Origin of the sequence: Microcoleus sp. N9_A2 (assembly GCF_036701775.1) — a bacterium.
In the GTDB taxonomy this organism is placed as follows: Bacteria; Cyanobacteriota; Cyanobacteriia; order Cyanobacteriales; family Microcoleaceae; genus Microcoleus.
The window spans coordinates 54,421-72,838 of record NZ_JAUBRH010000023.1 but is presented as its reverse complement, the minus strand read 5'-3'; the positions used below and the strand labels follow the sequence as shown (position 1 = coordinate 72,838).

Sequence of the window (18,418 nt, the reverse complement as noted above, 5' to 3'; positions counted from 1 at the left end):
GTTGATAGTTGATAGTTGGCAGTTGACCGAAGGAATAAGTAATTGTGATATAATATTGTTTGGTGCTGTCGAGAGTTGCGGCACTTATTTTACTTAGTTATATCTGTATTAAGAGCCAGTATTAATGGATTGTGCTTTGAACTTTAAACCCGGTCAAATTGTCAGTTTAGAATGTGGAAATGCGTGCCTGCATTCAGAGGTAATTCAAGTGGTTGAGGCACGTCAAATTTGTTGGGTGCGCCCTTTAATGTTGGTTGGATTGGTATCGGGGAAGGATTTGTCGCAAAAGTGGCCGGAAGAATACACTTTATCGGATTTGCGAGATGGTGCTGATTTGCTTTGGCCGTTGAGTTTGTTTCGGGCGGCGCTGGATACTGAGGTAATTTCGCTGTTGAGTCAGTTGCAGTCTCTGGAGTCTGAGAAAAAGGATGGTGCGATAGCTTCTCGGCAACTTAGAGATTTTGTCGATCGAGTTTGGGCTGCTTTTCCGAGTGCTTTTTAATAAAAAGACAGGGCGGTTGAAACCGCGTCTATACAAACAAAACCTGCCTCTGCAGGTTGAACAAAATTCGTGAAAATTGCGTTTAACTGGTTCCCAGGCAGAGCCTGGGAACCGATATCTAGAGGCTCTGCCTCGCTGGGTGACAAGGAGGCAGAGCCTCCGGATCTGCATTACCAGGCAGAGCCTGGTAACGAGTAGAAAATACTTAAAACTTAAAATACTGCGTGAGAAAGCTCTGCCGGATCGAGATTATTATGAATAACTTGACCGTCGCGGAACCAGACAACGCGGCGAGTTTGGCGCGCTACTTCCGGTTCGTGAGTCACCATCACCACAGTCATGCCGCTTTCATTAAATTCTGTAAAAATATCCATTACTTCTTGAGTGGTTTTAGTATCCAATGCACCTGTTGGTTCATCAGCCAGCAACAATACCGGACGGTTGACAATCGCGCGGGCGATGGCTACCCGCTGCTGCTGTCCTCCTGATAGTTGATTCGGTTTATTTTGCAGCCGACTTTGCAGGCCTACTTTCGTTAAAGCGTCTACGCCGCGTTCGCGTCTTTCGGCTGCTGGAATGCCTGCATAAACCATTGGTAACATGACATTTTCTAAGGCTGTTAATTGAGCTAGCAGGTGAAATTGTTGGAAGACAAAACCTAATTTTAAATTACGAATTCCGGCTAATTCTGCTTCGGGCATTTGGGCGACATCTACGCCGTCTAGGTAATAACTGCCGCTGGTAGGTCGATCGAGACAGCCGATAATATTCATGGCTGTAGATTTGCCCGAACCCGATGCGCCCATAATTGAGCAATATTCTCCTTGCGTGACTGTCAAACTTACACCGTTTAGGGCGCGCACTTCCAAGTCGCCGATGCCGTAAACTTTTGTTACGTCTTGCAGGCCGACGATGACGGGTTTTGAGGTGTCTTGCTGCTGGAGGTCTGGGTGGGTCTGGGTTTGTAGTTCAGGCATTTGTTTTTATGTGCGATCGACACAACTAACTACTAAGCTAACACTTTCCATCAGTTTTCGCGATCGGGGTGACGGCAGTTTCGAGGCTAATCAACAGAACCTCTATACTTATCTGCGTACATCTGTGTCATCTGCGGTTAAAAATTCCGAGAACTCTGCTAACTTTCGCGGGAAAAATTTAACATTTTGATATGTTTTTTGGCGATAGCTTGATGTATAATCTAATAATGGGAGTGTGAACCATCATAAAAATTTTGCACAGATTTCTATTGTTTAATAATATCAGGTAAAAGGCAACAAGTCAAGCCATCACCTCGAAAAAAAAAAGGCGAATTTTTGAGATATCATTAAGAAAAATTAAGTAAAGTTGGTAAGTTGGAAATAGGAAAGTACAGACAATTATGACATACGACTACGACTTGTTTGTGATAGGTGCAGGTTCCGGCGGATTGGCGAGTTCCAAGCGAGCAGCATCCTACGGCGCAAAAGTGGCGATCGCCGAAAATGACTTAGTAGGCGGAACCTGCGTAATTCGCGGCTGTGTCCCCAAAAAACTGATGGTTTACGCCTCAACATTTTCGCACCTTTACGAAGATGCGGTAGGGTACGGTTGGAGCCCAGTAGAAAGCAGCTTCGACTGGGAAAAACTCGTCACTACCGTAGATGCAGAAGTGCGACGGTTGAGCAAACTTCACATCAGCTTTCTTGAAAAAGCCGGAGTGGAATTAATCTCAGGATACGCCAAATTTATCGATGCCCACACCGTCGAAGTTGGTGATCAAAAATACACCGCTGCTAAAATCTTAATTGCAGTCGGTGGCGAAGCTCACAGAGTCGAGATTCCTGGCATTGAACACGCGATTACTTCCCGCGAAATCTTCTTGATAAAAGAGCAGCCAAAACGGTTGGCAATTTGGGGCGGCGGCTACATCGGCGTCGAATTTGCTTGCATTATGAACGGGTTGGGAAGCCAAGTAACTCAAATCATCCGCCGTGAATTAATTTTGAACGACTTTGACACAGAAATCTGCACCAACGTGCAAGAAGGAATGATTAAGCACGGAATCGAAATTTTGACAGAAAGCTCGATCAACCACATTGAGAAAACTCCAGAAGGCTTAAAATTAACTCTGTCGGGAACATCCGAAGGAACGCTAATAGTAGACGCGCTGTTGTGCGCTACCGGGCGTCAGCCTAATTTAGAAAAATTGGGTTTAGAAAATGCGGGAGTAGAAACAGATAAAGGTGCGATCGCAGTTACCAAAGACAGTCGCACCAGTCAGTCGCACATTTTTGCAGTGGGAGATTGCACCAACCGTATCAATTTAACGCCAATTGCGATCGCCGAAGGCCGCGCTTTTGCCGATACTGAATTTGGCAACAATCCGAGAGCAATCAGTCACGAAAATGTTGCCTCAGCAGTATTTTCCCAGCCAGAAGCTGCTACAGTCGGCTTAAACGAAGTGCAGGCTAGAGCAAAGTTTCCCGAATCAATTAAGTGCTACACAGCCAAGTTTAGACCGATGTTTCATTCTTTGACAGGTGCAGATGAGAAAACTTTTGTCAAGTTAATCGTTGAGACTAATACTGACAGAGTTTTGGGCGTACACATGGTGGGGAAAGACGCGGGCGAGATTATTCAAGGAATGGCGATCGCTGTTAATATGGGAGCTACGAAGAAAGACTTCGACGCGACTATTGGCATTCACCCATCGACTGCTGAAGAGTTCGTGACTCTGCGGTAAAGCGGGCGAAGCAGCCAGGGGTTTAAACCCCTGGCTAATAGCTAAAGTCGGTTAAAACCGACTCAAGAAAACTATTTTGAAGAACAGGCAGGATGCCTGTTCCACACAAAAATTTAATTTTCTGGTTGTGGGGTGTAGGGGTTGGGCGTCCCGCCCGCCCAAAAATACAATTTAGATACAAAACACCTTATTAATGAGTAATTCAACCAAACAAAACAAAATTTTAGCATTCTATCTTGGTCAGCAGCCTGATTCACAAGGTCGGGCGATCGAGGATATTTGGTCGTGGGATTACCAGAAGCTGGAATCCGTGCACAATTACATTCAATGGCTGTTTCCGCTGAGAGAAAAGAGCCGCTTTAATTCCAGTGCTCCGACTTTAAATGATGAGGTTATTCAAGCTTTTAGAACGAGTGAAGAGTTGAAAAATCGCTTACTCCATTCGTTAAATGTCATGCTGGCGTTTTACGGGTTGGAATGCCGCGAAGGGGAAAACGCAGAAATTGTAATTGCCAAATCAGACGAATATTTGTCAAGAAAAAGAGAGTGGCTTGAACAATTTAATCACAACTACCTGCGGCTGACGAGGATTCTTACAAGTTTGAGAGAGTTAGGATTAAAAAATTACGCTTTAGCTCTTTTCAGGTGTTTGGATGAGATATATAATGAAAATCCAAAAAGTATTGGTTTAAAAACTTATACATATTGGAAAAATGCTGTAAATATTTAAATCGATCGAAGCCAATCAGCGCGACAGTAACCGAACGCTACGAACACAATAAATAATGGATAAAGCAATTACAGAAAATCACGCTCAGTCGGGCAGAGAAATTTATCAAAGGATTTCCAACAACATTCAAAAAGTGGTGAAAGGGCAATCAGCAGCAATCAGGAAATTGCTGTCAGCCTTTGTGAGTGGCGGGCACGTCCTCCTAGAAGATTATCCCGGTACAGGTAAAACTACCCTAGCTAAAGCCCTAGCCTTATCCGTCGATGTCACCTTTAAACGCATTCAATTTACACCTGACCTTTTGCCATCCGATATCTTGGGCATATCCATGCTCGACCCCAATCAACGCACCTTCCATTTCCACGAAGGCCCAATTTTTGCTAATATTATATTGGCGGACGAAATCAATCGGTCATCACCGCGAACCCAATCCGCCCTCCTAGAAGCAATGGCAGAATCTCAAGTCAGCATAGACGGAAATTTGCGAAAACTTAAAGACCCATTTTTTGTCATTGCTACTCAAAATCCAGTAGAATCTCGTGGCACTTATCCGCTTCCTGAAGCCCAAATGGATCGCTTTGCAGTTCAATTTAGTCTAGGATACATCTCGCCCGAAGACGAAGTTAACCTGCTCGGAGATCAAATTCATCAACATCCTATTGATACACTTCAAACCTGCGTTAATTTAGAGGATATAATTAGCTTAAAACAGCAGGTAAAGCAAGTTAGAATTAGTGAAGAATTGAAACGTTATCTCGTAGATATCGTCAATGCAACTCGCTCAGCCGAAGGCGTACAACTAGGGGCGAGTCCCAGAGCTTCCATAGCTTTAATGAAAGTTGCTCAAGCATTAGCTTTGTTCGATGGCTATGAGTTTGTTACGCCAGAACATATTCAAGAACAGGCGGTATCAGTCATCGCTCATCGCCTAGTAATGGAACCTCAAGCGCGTTTTTCTGGTAGAATGGCCCCAGGTGTTGTTGAAGAAATTATCAAATCTATTCCTGTACCAGCCTAAAAAATGAAACGTTTTTTCTACGCTGTTTTTCGCTTCTGTGCGCGTGTAAATCGATCGCGAAAGAAGCGATTGACCAACAACGGGTTAGCAGTGTTTAGCTGCACGCTTTTAGCGGGAATTTTAGGATTAGATACTAATCAGACTGTGACTTATCAAATTTTTACTTTCCTGTTGTCAATTATAGGAATAGCCATAATTTTTAGTAAGTTTTTTCGCTTCCGCTTCAATGCAGTACGGTTGTTGTCAAAGTTTGCAACTGTTGGAGTCACTTTAAAATACCGTATACTCATTCATAACAAAACTAGCCAGAGTCAAAATAACCTGAAATTGTGGGAAAATTTTTCCGACACATACCCAAGCTTTCAAGAATTTATAGAAACACCTGAACCCGGTGAAAAAAAGCGCACTTCATTGGATAAATACTTCGGCTATTATCGTTGGCTGTGGCTAATTTATAGAAAACAATGTGCCACAGCTAAAGCCATAGAATTGCCTCCTCTTCCACCCAATAGCAAAACAGAAGTGGTATGTGAAATTACGCCGTCCTACAGAGGTGTTATCCGCCTCAGTGGTCTAACAGTTACTAGGTCAGATCCTTTTGGGATTTGGAATGCTTGTAAAACAATTTCCTTACCCCAATCTCTGTTAATTTTACCCAAACTATATCATTTACCACCAATTCAGCTTCCTGGCTCAAGAAGATATCAATCAGGTGGCGTAACATTAGCTTCATCCGTTGGAGATTCCGAGGAGTTTAGGTCTCTGCGGGATTATCGACCGGGAGATTCGCTACGCCAAATTCACTGGAAAAGTTGGGCAAAAGCAGGTAAGCCAATTGTCAAAGAAGAACAGGATGAATTTTTTGTGAGGCACGCCCTAATTTTGGATACATTTCAAAGTGTAAAATATAGTGAAATTTTAGAAGAGGCAATTTCTATTGCTGCTTCATTATGCTATGAAGTTCAGACTCATGAATCCTTATTGGATTTGATGTTCGTCGTTCAAGAAGCTTATTGTTTTACCTTTGGTAGAGGGCTGAACTCTACTGATAAAATGCTAGAAATTCTCGCCTCTGTTGGTGCCTGTCAGGATAAAGATTTTGACTCGCTCATCTCAGTTTTGATGGAAAAAATCTCTCTGCTAAGCGGTTGTATTTGTATATTTTTGTGTTGGAACGAACCTAGAAAAAGATTAGTAAATTATCTGAGAAGTCGCGGTATCCATACCTTAGTTTTAATTTTAATACAGCGAGACGCTCAATTAGATAGCTTAAATTTAGAGTTGATTAAAGATGACTTAACAAGCTGCCATATTTTAAAGCTAGGTCAAATACAAGAGGAGTTAATGAAACTATGAAAATGCCCGTGCTTCTTTTGGGGGTTAGTGTAATTTTTTGGGGCTGGCAGACGGGACTATGGTTTTTTGCGTTGCCAATTGCTCTGATTTTAGAGGCAGCTAACTGGTTGCCTTATCGGTGGGATTTTTCCGCTAGTGATTTTAGGCGCATTGCTAATTTCTGCCTGATTTTTTTGTGCTGTTTGCTGGTTTATCTCCTGGTCGCCAACCGCTCTATTTACTTGATATATAATTTGTTGCAGTGGCTTCCTGGTGTATTTTTTCCACTGGTAGTTGCTCAGGTATATTCTGTCAAGGAAAGTCTGGATATACGCCTAATGTTTTTGTGGCTAAACAAAGCCACAAAAAAAGCACCACTTAACGCCTTGATGGTGAATCTAAATTATCCATATTTTATCTGTTGTTTGCTATCCGCTAGTGCGGCGAATAGTAGAGAAATCTCTTTTTATGCTGGGATATTTGCTTTAACCGCTATTGCTTTGTGGTCTGTGAGACCGAAAAATGTTTCATTTATTCTCTGGCTTGGTCTGATGTTAATTGCTGGCAGTATAGGATTTATAGGACAGATGGGCTTGCACCAACTTCACCTGACCGTAGAACAGCAAGCAATCTCATGGCTTAGTAATGGGGATTCTCAAAAAACAGATTTTTTGAAAAAACAAACGAACATCGGGTCAGTGGGATTATTAAAACAGTCAAATGAAATTATTTTTAGAGTTGCTCCTGAAGCTAAACAGACTCCTCCCCGGCTGTTAAGAGAAGCCACTTATAATCACTATAACTCTTCACTTTGGCTCGCATTAAATCCTAACTTTGTTCCCGTACAACCAAAGATTAATGGCACAACTTGGGATTTAGGCGACCAACTACCGAATCCATCAACGATTACTATTTCGGCTACACTCCAAGGCAACCAAGGTTTATTAAAGCTGCCAGATGGAACTTTTAAAATTGACACATTGCCTGTCAGTCAGATGGAAAAGAATAAATATGGCACAATTAAAGTGGTAGGAAAAGTTGATAGGCTGGCTTATCGAAGCTACTTTAATAATAATTTTTCTGTAGATAGCCCGCCTACAGAAGACGACCTGCAAATACCAAAATCAGAAATGGTGGCACTGAATAAAATCCTCAACCAAATGGATATTCAAGGAAAGGCACCACCAGAAACCTTAGATAAAATAGAGTGGTTTTTTCTGAAAAATTTCGTTTATTCACTGAAGCTTAGGGGCAAAGATAATGATGCTACGCCTCTATCAACATTTTTACTGAACACTCGCTCTGGACATTGTGAATATTTTGCTACTGCTGCGACACTTCTCCTGAGAAAACTCGGTATTCCAGCCCGTTATGCTGTTGGATATTCTGTTCACGAATTTAGTTCTTTGGAGAACCAATATATTGTAAGAAGTCGCCATGCTCATGCTTGGACTTTGGCTTATATCGCGGGAAAATGGCAAGCTTTTGATGCTACGCCTTCTGATTGGCAAAGCATGGAGGATGCTGCTGCTCCCCCAGGGGCATTTATCTCTGATTTATGGTCGCTATTGAGTTACAAAATTTTGCTGGGGTTGCGATATTTATCAGGTAGCAATGGATTGAAGTATGGGGGAGTTATCCTGCTGGCATTAATATTTTTTTGGAGGTGTTATCCTAATTTTAAGAAAAGTGTACGCCTTTTATCTAAGAAACAAAGATGGCTAAAAGCTATTTATAACGAAGGTTCATTGAGTCCGAAATCGGAATTTTATTTAATAGAGCAGGCGTTAAATGAGTCTGGATTAATTCGCCCTCCTTCCGAGTCTTTTAAAAATTGGATCGAGAGGTTAAAACAAGAAAAACCGGAATTATATTGTCTCGAAGAGTTAGCATTGTTGATTGAGATTCATTATTGCGATCGCTTCGACCCAAAAGGAATTCAAGACGCACAAAAAGCTGAATTTAAATTGGCAATTCAATCCTGGATCGAGCAATATCGCAGGCAGGCGATCGCCTCAAACTCTCAGGTTAATAAAAGCGGTAAGTCTACTATAGCTTTTCTCAGGTAGATGATGTACAGATTTAGATTTTAAATTGGGGGATTGAGGACTTTTTAATTGATTCGTAAATTCCCCAATTATTCAATCTAAACTTGTACCTCCCTTAATTGAGAACCGCTATACATAGCTTTTCTAAATCACTTGTAAAAGTAACGCTTCTGGGGCGAGTCAGAGCGTCCATTTTCTCAACCAAGGCTGGGACTCGGGATCTGAGTTCCCAGGCTTTACACCTCGGAACCCGTTAATGACAGGAAAAATCAGGACACGGCAGTGCCGTTTCCCTACCTGACGCCTCGTCGAAAAAAAATTTTAAATCCTTTGAACCTTTTTTGCGATCGCCCTGTCTAAACACTTCAGATAACGAACTGGTGGGGGAGACTTCACAGGTGTTAGCTGTGTCAGCCAATGTTTTAACCGATGACTGTTCCGACTCCGACTTAGTTGCTGAGTGTTTAAAGGGCGATCGCACTTGCTTTCGCTACCTTTACCAACGCTACCAACACAAAGTCAGGTCAACCCTTTACCAACTCTGCGGCCCGTCGCTTCTTGACGATTTAGCACAAGAAGTATTCCTGCGAGTCTGGAAAGGATTGCCCAAACTCAAGCACCAGGAAAACTTTTCTACTTGGCTTTATCGAATCACTTGGAATGTGGCTTCTGACCAAAGACAAGCATTTGCTAAACAGCATTCTTTTGACTCCCAACTCAAAAATCAAGAAGTAATGGATCGGGTTATTCTCAAAGATAACACATCGGACTTGATGAAATTGCACTATCAAGATTTAGTGCAGCGGGGATTGGAGCAATTGAGCTTTGAACACCGCAGCGTTTTGGTGCTGCATGACCTAGAAGACATCCCGCAAAAAGAAGTGGCTCAAATTTTGGGACTGCCAGCAGGAACTGTCAAATCTCGCGTCTTTTATGCCAGAAATGCTGTGCGACAATTTTTGCAAAAAGAAGGTGTCAGCGAGCTATGAATAACCCAAGCAGCGACCAAGAGTTAGTTAATTTTTTGAAGCAACATCGCCCTAATATTCCTGAATCTGCACCAGACTTAGAGCAAAAAATTCTAGCAGCAATCGAAAGTAATCAGGCAAGTGTTTTCCATGAAAGCCACCGCAAAAAAACGCGATTAAGTGCCTCAGCTAAGTCTGATGACAGGTTAAAAATATCCTCTGTTTCTAAGTGGGCTTTATCCTCTGCGATTGCTGCTAGCATGCTAGTTTTTTGGTCGGGCTACCGTCCGTTTCAGACTGCACAATTGCCAGATGAGGAAACAGCTAAGTTAGAAGCATTTTTAGTTACTAACTGGGAGGGTGTCCTCCATGATTCTCCCCAAGAAAGTATGACCGAGCGCTCACAAACAGACTGGTTGACTGTCAGCCCTGGTGCTGACAGTCAACCGCCAACAAATAAGTAATATCAAAGAGGCAATTTTCATGTCAATTCGTCGTATTTCTGCCCTAGCCGTTTTAATGCTGACTCTCGGTAGCACAGCCGCAGCAATAGCAGTTCCTAATCCCCTAGAACCGGAAACATTTGCACAAAATCAGCGACCAAATCGACCTGCTGGCAAGGAAGGCGGAATGTTCGAGAAACTTAATTTAAGCGCAGACCAAAAGCAGCAAATGCAGGCAGTTCGCGATCGCTACAAAGACCAAGTTTCCCAGCGGATGCAAGCAGTTCGCCAAGCCAGACAAGAATTGGAAACGATGATGTCTAGTGCGACAGCAAATGCCAGCCAAATGCGCGAAAAACACCGTCAAATAATCGGATTGAGGCAGCAGTTGGAAGAGGTTCAATTTGAAAGTACACTTGCAATGCGAGAAGTGCTCACTGCCGAACAGCGCAGCCAATTAGCTCAACTGATGCAGCAGCGCCGACAAGCTGCTAAAAACAGGATGCAAAACGGTCAAAAACAGCAGTAATTGACGAGTAGTTTTGAGTGAATCGCAGAGTGCTTACGCACTCTGCGATTTATTAGTTAAAGCTCCCAGATTGGGAGCTTTAACTTTTGCAGCTAAGGTAGAAATTGGAGTTTTGAGGCAGGAGGCAGAAGGAAAGAGGAAGAAGAAAGGAGTCATAAGAAGTGTTTTTACAAATATGAGATGCTCTCCCCAGATTCATGGAGTAAATCTAAAATCTAAAATCTAAAATCTAAAACCTAAAATCGAATGACCCCTCTAGCTGGGGCGCAAACGTTAGCTTTCATGCTGGTTGCGTCGCCTAATGTAAAGGTGTGGGTTGAGATTTTCCCCTCCAGCATGATATCATCAGGCTGCTATATTTGGTTTCTTAATTTAGATTGGCTTTTAATATAGAATTTACTAAATGAACTGCCGAGAAGGCAGAAACTACAGAAGTGACAGAAAGAGCCTATTAGAAATTTATTGATATGAGTACAATTTTTTATTAAACCGGAGCTATTGAAATGAGATTGTTAAAACCCTGGCGTGTAGTTTTATTAAGTCTAGTTTTTGGGATGGCTGTAATTTTATCAAATTGCGGCACTCCTGCAAATATTAGCAATAATTCTCCAACTCCGACAACTCCTGCTGCGGTTCCGGCTGGGGCTTTAGTGTACGGTGCGGGCGGGCCGCCTGTCAATCTGGAACCGGGAAATATTACTGATGGCAATTCAGTGATTGCGATCAACCAAATTTACAATCGCTTGACTGATTTTAAACCGGGTACTGTGGAACTCGCACCGAGTCTCGCTACTGAATGGTCGAGTTCGACGGATGGCAAAACTTGGACTTTTAAGTTGCGTTCCGGGGTCAAGTTTCACGACGGGACGGATTTTGACGCGGAAGCTGTTAAGTTTAATGTCGATCGCTGGTGGGATGCAAAAAATCCTAACGGTTATCGAGAATCTGGCAAAACTTATCAAATTTGGAAGGACTTTTTTGCTGGGTTTAAGGGAGATAAAGATTCCCTGGTAAAAGATGTGGCAATTGTTGATAAGTTTACGATTAAGTTTGTTTTAAATCGACCTTTTGCTGCTTTTCCCTCGGCGATTGGGTCTGGTTATTTCGGGATGGCGAGTCCGGCGGCGGTGAAAAAAGCGGGTGCTAAGTACGGCACTCCGGGGTCGCTGGCGGTGGGTACGGGGCCTTTTGTGTTTAAGGAATGGCGATCGGGCGATCGCATTATCTTAGAAAAAAATCCAAATTATTGGAAAACTGGAACGCCGAAAGTTAATCAATTGGTAATTCGTTTTGTTGACGATCCGGCGGCTAGACTGGCTCAATTGAGAGCAGGACAACTTGATTTTACTGTGGATTTAACGCCGGATCAATTGAAAGAAATTCAAGCGGATGCTAATTTAGAAACTGTTTTGCGTCCTTCTTTTAATGTGGGTTATTTAGCGTTAAATCCGAGTTACGCGCCTTTGTCGAAACCGGAGGTGCGGCGGGCGATCGCCCAAGCAATCAACAAGCAAGCCATAGTCAAAGCTTTCTGGGGAGAACTTGGTAAATATGACTCGCAATTTGTTCCGCCTGCGGTGAATTTGGCGCAGTCTGACAAAGTTAAAGATTACGAATTTAACCCGCAGCAAGCTAAATCAATCCTGGCGAAAGCCGGTTATCCGAACGGTTTTGATTTGGATTTGTGGTATATGCCGGTCAGCCGTCCCTATTTTCCCACGCCGAAGCCGATTGCTGAGGCTTTGGCGGCGGATTTGAGCGCGATCGGGATTCGGGTAAAATTGCTGACAAAGGATTGGTCTGCTTATTTAGCCGATCGACTCAAACCTCCCGGATTTCAGGCTTTTATGATGGGTTGGACGGGAGATTATGGCGATCCAGACAATTTTTATTATCCTCACTTCGGGCCGGGTTCCACGGCGGATTTGGGAAATTGGAAAAATCCGAAAGTTCTGGAACTTTTGGATCGGGGGAGGGCGAGTGGGGATAAAGCAGCTAGGGCGAAAATTTATGCGGAAGTTAGCGAGATTTTGCATGGGGAAGCTGTGCGTTTGCCGATCGTACATTCGCAGCCGCTTTTAGGGAAACGCAAGAATATTCAAGGTTGGATTCCGAGTCCTTTGGGGTCTGAGTCTTTTGAGGAAGTGAGCAAAAATTGAGAGTTTAGATCGAGACACCTCTCCTCGGTTATCATACTTTCCATGAATTTACCTTAACAAACTGTATGGAGAGCAATCAGCAACCTGCAAATCATCACCCACAAATTATTTTGATTACCGGGAACATGGCTGCCGGAAAATCAAGTGTGGCCCAATCACTTGCCGAACGGTTGCCCAAAAGTGTCCACCTTCGCGGCGATATCTTTCGTCGCATGATTGTGAACGGACAGGCGGAAATGGCGTTAAATTTGTCAGCAGAGGCATATCAGCAGCTTCAACTGCGGTATCACCTGGCAGCAACGGCAGCGCGACACTATCTCCAGGCTGGTTTTACGGTCGTTTATCAAGATATAATCATTGGTCCGGCACTGGCTGAGGTACTTGCCACTTTCGACGATGTGCCGTTGTCCGCGATCGTTCTGTGTCCGAAGGCAGAAGTTGTAGCTGCACGAGATGCAGCAAGAACGAAAACCGGATATGCCAACGAAACAATGGTTTATGCCTTCGATCGCATTCTCCGTAACGAAACTCCTCGCCTTGGCTACTGGCTGGATTCAACCAATCTAACGGTAGAAGAAACGGTCGATCGGATTTTGGCAAATTTGCAAGGTGAATGAGATCGACTGATGTTTCAATATATTGCTAAACGTTTGCTGGGACTGTTGCCAGTCCTTTTCGGAATCACTCTGCTAGTATTTACTTTTTTGCATTTGATACCGGGAGACCCAGCTACAGTGCTTTTGGGAGAACGGGGAACTCCCGAACAAGTCGAAGTTTTGAGAGCAAGGTTGGGTCTGAATCAGCCTTTGCCTTTGCAATATTTGGCTTTTTTATGGAGTTTGCTCCGCTTTGATTTGGGAAATAGCATTATTAGCGGTATTCCGATAATTGATGAAATTACAAGTCGCTGGCCTGCTACTTTTGAACTGTCTGTGGTGGCGATGTTGGTGGCACTTTTTATCGGAATTCCTGCGGGGATTTTGGCTGCTGTTCGGAAAAATAGCTGGCTGGACAATCTCGCGATGAGCGGTTCGTTAATTGGCGTATCTTTGCCGGTGTATTGGTTGGGATTGATGTTGATTTATTTGTTTGCTGTTTATCTGAAATGGCTGCCTCCCAGCGGGCGGATTAGTGTAGATTTGGGGTTTGGTTTTAAGTCGATTACTGGTGTTTATGTTTTGGATGCGTTGCTGAGGTGGGATTTGGCGGCTTTGCGGGATGCGATCGCCCATTTAATCCTTCCAGCTTTGACTTTAGGAACAATCCCGCTAGCTATTATAGCTCGAATCACCCGTGCTGCGATGCTGGAAGTGATGCAGCAAGATTACATCCGCACGGCGCGGGCTAAGGGTTTGCCGGAATTTTGGGTGATTTTGAGACACGCTTTGAAAAATGCGTTTTTGCCGATCGTCACAACTATTGGTTTGCAGTTTGGGACGCTTTTAAGCGGCGCGATTCTGACAGAAACGATTTTCTCCTGGCCGGGAATTGGTTCTTGGATTTACAGCGGTATTCTGGCGCGGGATTACCCAATTGTTCAAGGTGGAGTAATTTTTGTATCTGTGACTTTTGTATTGATTAATCTGGCGGTTGATATTTCCTATGCTTTTTTTGATCCGAGAATTCAGTACCGTTAATTAAAAGGGGAGTTCAACAGAAAATGCTTGTTTAACATCCGGCTGTAGCAGGTAGTAAATGCTAGCGACGGCAAAACCCAGAGATAGAAAATTGACTGCTGCACCTGCGCTACCAAACATTTTGGCAATTTGCGTGACGACGGCGATGACATGGATAATTAATGTTCCAGTCCAAGCCCATTTTTTTAGTTGAAACAAACCCCAGGTTAAGATTAAGGAAATAATTCCTATAATTAGAGCGATAGCAGCAAAGATTGCAATGAAACCGCCGATGACCGTGCCAACTTTTGCGCCGCCGACAGCCGCACCAAGACCGCCAAAAATGCCTGCAAATAGTAAGATGAACAAGCCGTCAAGCAGACTGAATATGCCGCTAATTAGCTGCAAGATTGCCAGAACTGTAACGCTTTGAGGACGATTCATTGTTTTTATTTTCCATTTTTAACGGATTTGAAAAATATTTTAACCTGTTGTGGGCACAGGGCGGATATGTATTCAGAATTTACGCACCGCTACCCGTAACCAGGTTTCTGCGCGGACAAACCTGTTATTTCTCGCATAAACCGGGTTTATGAGAGTAAGCGCCTTAATATTGTGCCGTTACGAGCTTAGCACTGGCCGAACTTGCTGCGATCGCTAACACGAGTCCGCAATGACCTAGTGACGCTCGATTGCCCCCTGCCATATCCGCCATTGTTGCTGGTGAGAAGCGCGCTCCTAGATCCCAAAAACAATATTATCTGCTAAAATATATTTTAATTTGCCAGCAGCCAGGAGCGATTTTGTTTAGAACCACCTCTTTTGGCTGAAAAAACTTAACATTATTTAATAAATTGCAATAATTAGCTATAATTGTTTACAGGTGCTGGTTGGGGAACTTTTTTTAAATCACCCGATCGGATGAGTCTGAAAGACGATGCCAAGCATCAGAAAAAATTTTACTTTTAAGTTAATCCTGAGATTTAAATTAGGTGAGTCGGTATGATCGTTAGCCCCAAAAAAGAAACTGCTCAGGTCAAGGTGGAAGATAGTCAGATTGTAGACACCAAGGCCGCAGAGACTAAAATTGCAGATAATAAAACCGCCCAAAAGCCGTCTCCGAAGAAACCGGCGCGGAAGATGTCGCGGTGGGCGATCGGTTTGGCCGCAGCCGGGTTGCTAGCTGTACCGACTACCATATATATAGCAAAAAGTCGATCGCAACCGAAAGTAGATGCGATCGCCACAATGACAGTGCCGGTGGAAGCCCAAAACCTCACGGTGCGGATCACGTCTAGCGGCACGGTGCAGCCCGTACAGCGCGTGAATCTCAGCCCCAAAGGCTCCGGGCGCATCGCAGAATTATTTGTCGAACAGGGCGATAAAGTCGAAGCAGGACAAATCGTGGCGCGGATGGAAAGCCGCGACGTGGAAGCTCAACTGGCTCAAGCTAAAGCCCGCGAAGCCAGCGTGCGAGCCAAACTTGCCAAAATCGAAGCCGGGAATCGATCGGAAGACATCGCCAGCGCCCGCGCGCGCTTAGATCAAGCCGAAGCCTCTCTCGCTCAACTCCAAGCCGGTAGTCGCGTAGAAGAAGTTGCAGGAGCCAGAGCCCGCTTGCAGCAAACTCAAGCTAATTTGCAGCAACTGCGAGCCGGCAGTCGTGTAGAAGAAGTAAACCAAGGGCGAGCTCGTTTAGCCCAAGCTCAAGCTCGTTTAGCAGATGCTCAAACTGGCAGTGTTAAACAAGAAATTGCCCAAGCACAAACGCAAATTGAATCGAGCCAAGCCCAAGCAGAACTAACAGCTCAACGGGTGGAACGCAACCGTCCGTTAGTGCAAGAAGGTGCCCTTGCTCAAGATAAACTGGATGAATTAGTCAAAGAAAATCGCACTGCTCAAGCTAAATTAACAGAATCTCAAAAACGCCTGCAACAACTGCAAGAAAGTCGGAAGTCGCAAATCAAGCAACTGCAAGCTGCTGTGGATGTCGAACAGCAAGCATTCAAGCAGTTACAAAACGGTACGCGATCAGAAGGAATTGCTAAAGGTGAGGCAGAAGTTTCCGAAGCAAAAAGCAAATTAGCACAAGTTGAAAACGGCAATCGTCCCGAAGAAATTGCTAAAGCCGAAGCAGCAGTTGCTGAAGCAAAAAGCCAATTAGCAGCCCAAGAAAACGGCGCTCGCCCGGAAGAAATAACTGCCGCGAAAGCTGATTTAGCAGAAGCTCAGGCTCAAGTCCGCTTTCAAGAAGTGCAGTTAGAAGATACAAAAGTTCGCGCTCCTTTTGCGGGAATTATTACCCAAAGATACGCGATTCAAGGAGCTTTTGTAACTCCGGCAACTTCGGCATCGGAAGCGACTTCGGCAACTTCGACATCGATTGTCGCTTTGGCTAGAGATGTGGAAGTTTTGGCGAAAGTGCCGGAAGCAGATATCAGTCAAATTAAACCGGGTCAAATAGTTGAAATTGTAGCTGATGCTTATCCCGATAAAGTGTTTAAAGGCCGCGTTAAATTGATTGCGCCGGAAGCTGTTAAGGAACGAGATGTGACTTTGTTTCAAGTGCGCGTCGCCATTGACTCTGGTAAGGATTTCTTGCAGTCGGGAATGAATGTTGATTTGAGATTTGTCGGTCAAAAACTCAGTAATGCTTTGGTTGTCCCGACGGTGGCAATTGTGACGAATAAAGGTCAAACAGGTGTGCTAGTTCCCGATGAGAAGCAGCAGCCGAAGTTTCAGCCTGTGACTGTGGGTTCGACTATTGGTAACAAGATTCAGATTTTGGAAGGTGCTAAGGCGGGCGATCGAGTTTTTACTGAACTTCCTGCTGGTAAAAAGCTGGAGGATATTATCAAGAATCAGAAGTAGGGAATGGGGCATGGGGAATGGGGCATTGGGCATGGGGCATTGGTCATTGGTCATTAGTGTCATTAGTCTAGGATTTTCGCACAGGTTTTTTTTGAGAAACCGGGTTTTTTCGATAATACTTCGTTGCAAGCAGTAGATTAGACAAAAAACCAGGTTTCTTTGGTTTTGATGAGTAAGTCCTGCAATCTAAAATCTAAAATCCAAAATCTAAAATCGAATTATGGATATTATTGAAAGTGTCAAAATGGCTGTCACAACTTTGACAGCAAATAAATTACGCAGTAGCTTGACGATGTTAGGAATTATCATCGGTAATGCTTCTGTAATTTCGATGATTGGTATCGGTGAAGGTGCTCAGACGTTTATTGCGGGACAAGTTAACTCTCTGGGTTCAAATTTGCTGTTTATCATTCCCGGAAGTCCTGAAGCCCAAAGTCGCCCGGTGATTCCTCCTCAGACGTTGGTGTTGGAAGATGCAAATGCGATCGCCTCTCAAGTTGCTTCTGTCCAAGAAGTTGCACCAACTCTCAACGACAGTCAACTGGTTACTTACCGCAATAAAAACGTTTCCTCTTCCATTGTCGGAACTACTCCCGAATTTCTGACAGTCAGAAGCTTTGATGTTGGTAAAGGTCGATTTTTAAACAAATTAGATTTAGAAAGACAGGAAAATGTAGTTGCTTTAGGTTCAGAAGCTGCTGAACAATTGTTTGGCAATACGCAGCCGATTGGTCAATATATTCGGATCAAAAATTCTACTTTTCAAGTGATTGGAGTGATGCAGTCAAAGGGTTCGAGTTTTGGCGACAATCAAGATATGAATGTTTATTTGCCGCTGACAACGATGGCTAATCGGATTGTCGGGCGCTCGTCTCCCTACGGTACTAAGGTAACATTTATTTCTGTGTCTGTGAAAGATGAAAAGTTGATGCGGGCGGCGCAATTTCAAATTGAAAATTTGCTGCGATTGCGCCACAATATTACGAAAGAAGATGATTTTACTGTCCGAAATCAGAAGGATTTAATGAATACTTTGGGCAGTATAACTGGTGCTTTGACTCTGATGCTGGCTTTTGTGGCGGCGATTTCGTTGTTTGTGGGCGGCATTGGAATTATGAATATTATGCTGGTTTCTGTGACGGAACGTACTAAGGAAATTGGACTGAGAAAGGCGATCGGGGCTTCTCCCCAAGATATTCTCATTCAGTTTATGATCGAGGCTGTGATTTTGTCGGCGGCTGGTGGTGCGATCGGCACTGGTTTCGGTATCGGCGGTGTTTTTTTAGTGTCGGCTTTTACTCCTCTGCAAGCTAGTGTGTCTCCAGTGGCGATCGCACTTGCAGTCGGCGTTTCTGGCAGCATCGGCTTATTTTTCGGCATCGTACCAGCAAAACAAGCTGCTAAATTAGACCCGATTGTGGCATTGAGAAGCGCTTAGTCAGTTGACAGTTGACAGTTGACAGTTGACAGTTGACAG

At 43.9% G+C, this 18,418-nt stretch carries 16 protein-coding genes; 14 read left to right on the top strand and 2 right to left on the bottom strand.

What is annotated here, in order from left to right; all coding sequences use genetic code 11:
- The first annotated feature begins 124 nt into the window (after positions 1–124).
- A complete protein-coding gene (locus QUA44_RS15585; RefSeq protein ID WP_333252255.1) occupies positions 125–502 on the top strand; it encodes a hypothetical protein in 378 nt (125 codons plus the stop codon).
- A 212-nt stretch (positions 503–714) separates the two neighbouring features.
- Here QUA44_RS15585 and QUA44_RS15580 read toward each other — a convergent pair whose 3' ends face one another.
- Complete coding sequence (locus QUA44_RS15580) at positions 715–1,479, bottom strand: ABC transporter ATP-binding protein (RefSeq protein ID WP_333252254.1); 765 nt, start codon at positions 1,477–1,479, stop codon at positions 715–717.
- A gap of 401 nt (positions 1,480–1,880) precedes the next feature.
- On the opposite strand from QUA44_RS15580, the gene gor reads away from it, so the two are divergent.
- The 11 genes from gor to QUA44_RS15525 all read left to right on the top strand — a co-directional run bounded on the left by gor (position 1,881) and on the right by QUA44_RS15525 (position 14,091).
- Positions 1,881–3,224 carry a glutathione-disulfide reductase gene (gor, locus tag QUA44_RS15575; protein WP_333252253.1) on the top strand — a complete coding sequence of 448 codons (1,344 nt, stop codon included), beginning with the start codon at positions 1,881–1,883 and terminating at the stop codon, positions 3,222–3,224.
- Positions 3,225–3,417: 193 nt separating this feature from the next.
- Positions 3,418–3,954, top strand: coding sequence for an opioid growth factor receptor-related protein (locus QUA44_RS15570; RefSeq protein ID WP_333252252.1), 537 nt, complete (start codon positions 3,418–3,420; stop codon positions 3,952–3,954).
- A 55-nt stretch (positions 3,955–4,009) separates the two neighbouring features.
- Positions 4,010–4,972 carry a MoxR family ATPase gene (locus QUA44_RS15565; protein WP_333252251.1) on the top strand — a complete coding sequence of 321 codons (963 nt, stop codon included), beginning with the start codon at positions 4,010–4,012 and terminating at the stop codon, positions 4,970–4,972.
- A gap of 144 nt (positions 4,973–5,116) precedes the next feature.
- Positions 5,117–6,328 (top strand): DUF58 domain-containing protein, encoded by a 1,212-nt coding sequence (locus tag QUA44_RS15560; RefSeq protein ID WP_333252250.1) that lies wholly within the window; start codon positions 5,117–5,119, stop codon positions 6,326–6,328.
- Positions 6,329–6,561: 233 nt separating this feature from the next.
- Positions 6,562–8,376 (top strand): transglutaminase-like domain-containing protein, encoded by a 1,815-nt coding sequence (locus QUA44_RS15555; RefSeq protein ID WP_333252249.1) that lies wholly within the window; start codon positions 6,562–6,564, stop codon positions 8,374–8,376.
- A gap of 377 nt (positions 8,377–8,753) precedes the next feature.
- Entirely contained in the window at positions 8,754–9,344 is a 591-nt protein-coding gene (locus tag QUA44_RS15550) for a sigma-70 family RNA polymerase sigma factor (protein ID WP_333252270.1), read from the top strand.
- Positions 9,341–9,787: a hypothetical protein gene (locus QUA44_RS15545; RefSeq protein ID WP_333252248.1), complete on the top strand. Its 447-nt coding sequence runs from the start codon at positions 9,341–9,343 to the stop codon at positions 9,785–9,787. Before QUA44_RS15550 ends, QUA44_RS15545 begins: the two co-directional genes overlap by 4 nt.
- A gap of 19 nt (positions 9,788–9,806) precedes the next feature.
- Positions 9,807–10,295, top strand: a complete 489-nt coding sequence (locus QUA44_RS15540; protein ID WP_333252247.1) for a Spy/CpxP family protein refolding chaperone — start codon at positions 9,807–9,809, stop codon at positions 10,293–10,295.
- A 503-nt stretch (positions 10,296–10,798) separates the two neighbouring features.
- Positions 10,799–12,454, top strand: coding sequence for an ABC transporter substrate-binding protein (locus tag QUA44_RS15535; protein ID WP_333252246.1), 1,656 nt, complete (start codon positions 10,799–10,801; stop codon positions 12,452–12,454).
- A 65-nt stretch (positions 12,455–12,519) separates the two neighbouring features.
- Positions 12,520–13,071, top strand: coding sequence for an AAA family ATPase (locus QUA44_RS15530; protein ID WP_333252245.1), 552 nt, complete (start codon positions 12,520–12,522; stop codon positions 13,069–13,071).
- Positions 13,072–13,080: 9 nt separating this feature from the next.
- Positions 13,081–14,091, top strand: a complete 1,011-nt coding sequence (locus QUA44_RS15525) for an ABC transporter permease (RefSeq protein WP_333252244.1) — start codon at positions 13,081–13,083, stop codon at positions 14,089–14,091.
- On the opposite strand, the gene QUA44_RS15520 is transcribed toward QUA44_RS15525, so the two are convergent.
- Entirely contained in the window at positions 14,092–14,514 is a 423-nt protein-coding gene (locus QUA44_RS15520; protein ID WP_333252243.1) for a hypothetical protein, read from the bottom strand. It lies immediately after the preceding gene.
- 558 nt (positions 14,515–15,072) lie between these two features.
- On the opposite strand from QUA44_RS15520, the gene QUA44_RS15515 reads away from it, so the two are divergent.
- Entirely contained in the window at positions 15,073–16,941 is a 1,869-nt protein-coding gene (locus tag QUA44_RS15515) for an efflux RND transporter periplasmic adaptor subunit (RefSeq protein ID WP_333252242.1), read from the top strand.
- A 220-nt stretch (positions 16,942–17,161) separates the two neighbouring features.
- Positions 17,162–18,379, top strand: a complete 1,218-nt coding sequence (locus tag QUA44_RS15510) for an ABC transporter permease (protein WP_333252241.1) — start codon at positions 17,162–17,164, stop codon at positions 18,377–18,379.
- Positions 18,380–18,418 lie beyond the last annotated feature (39 nt).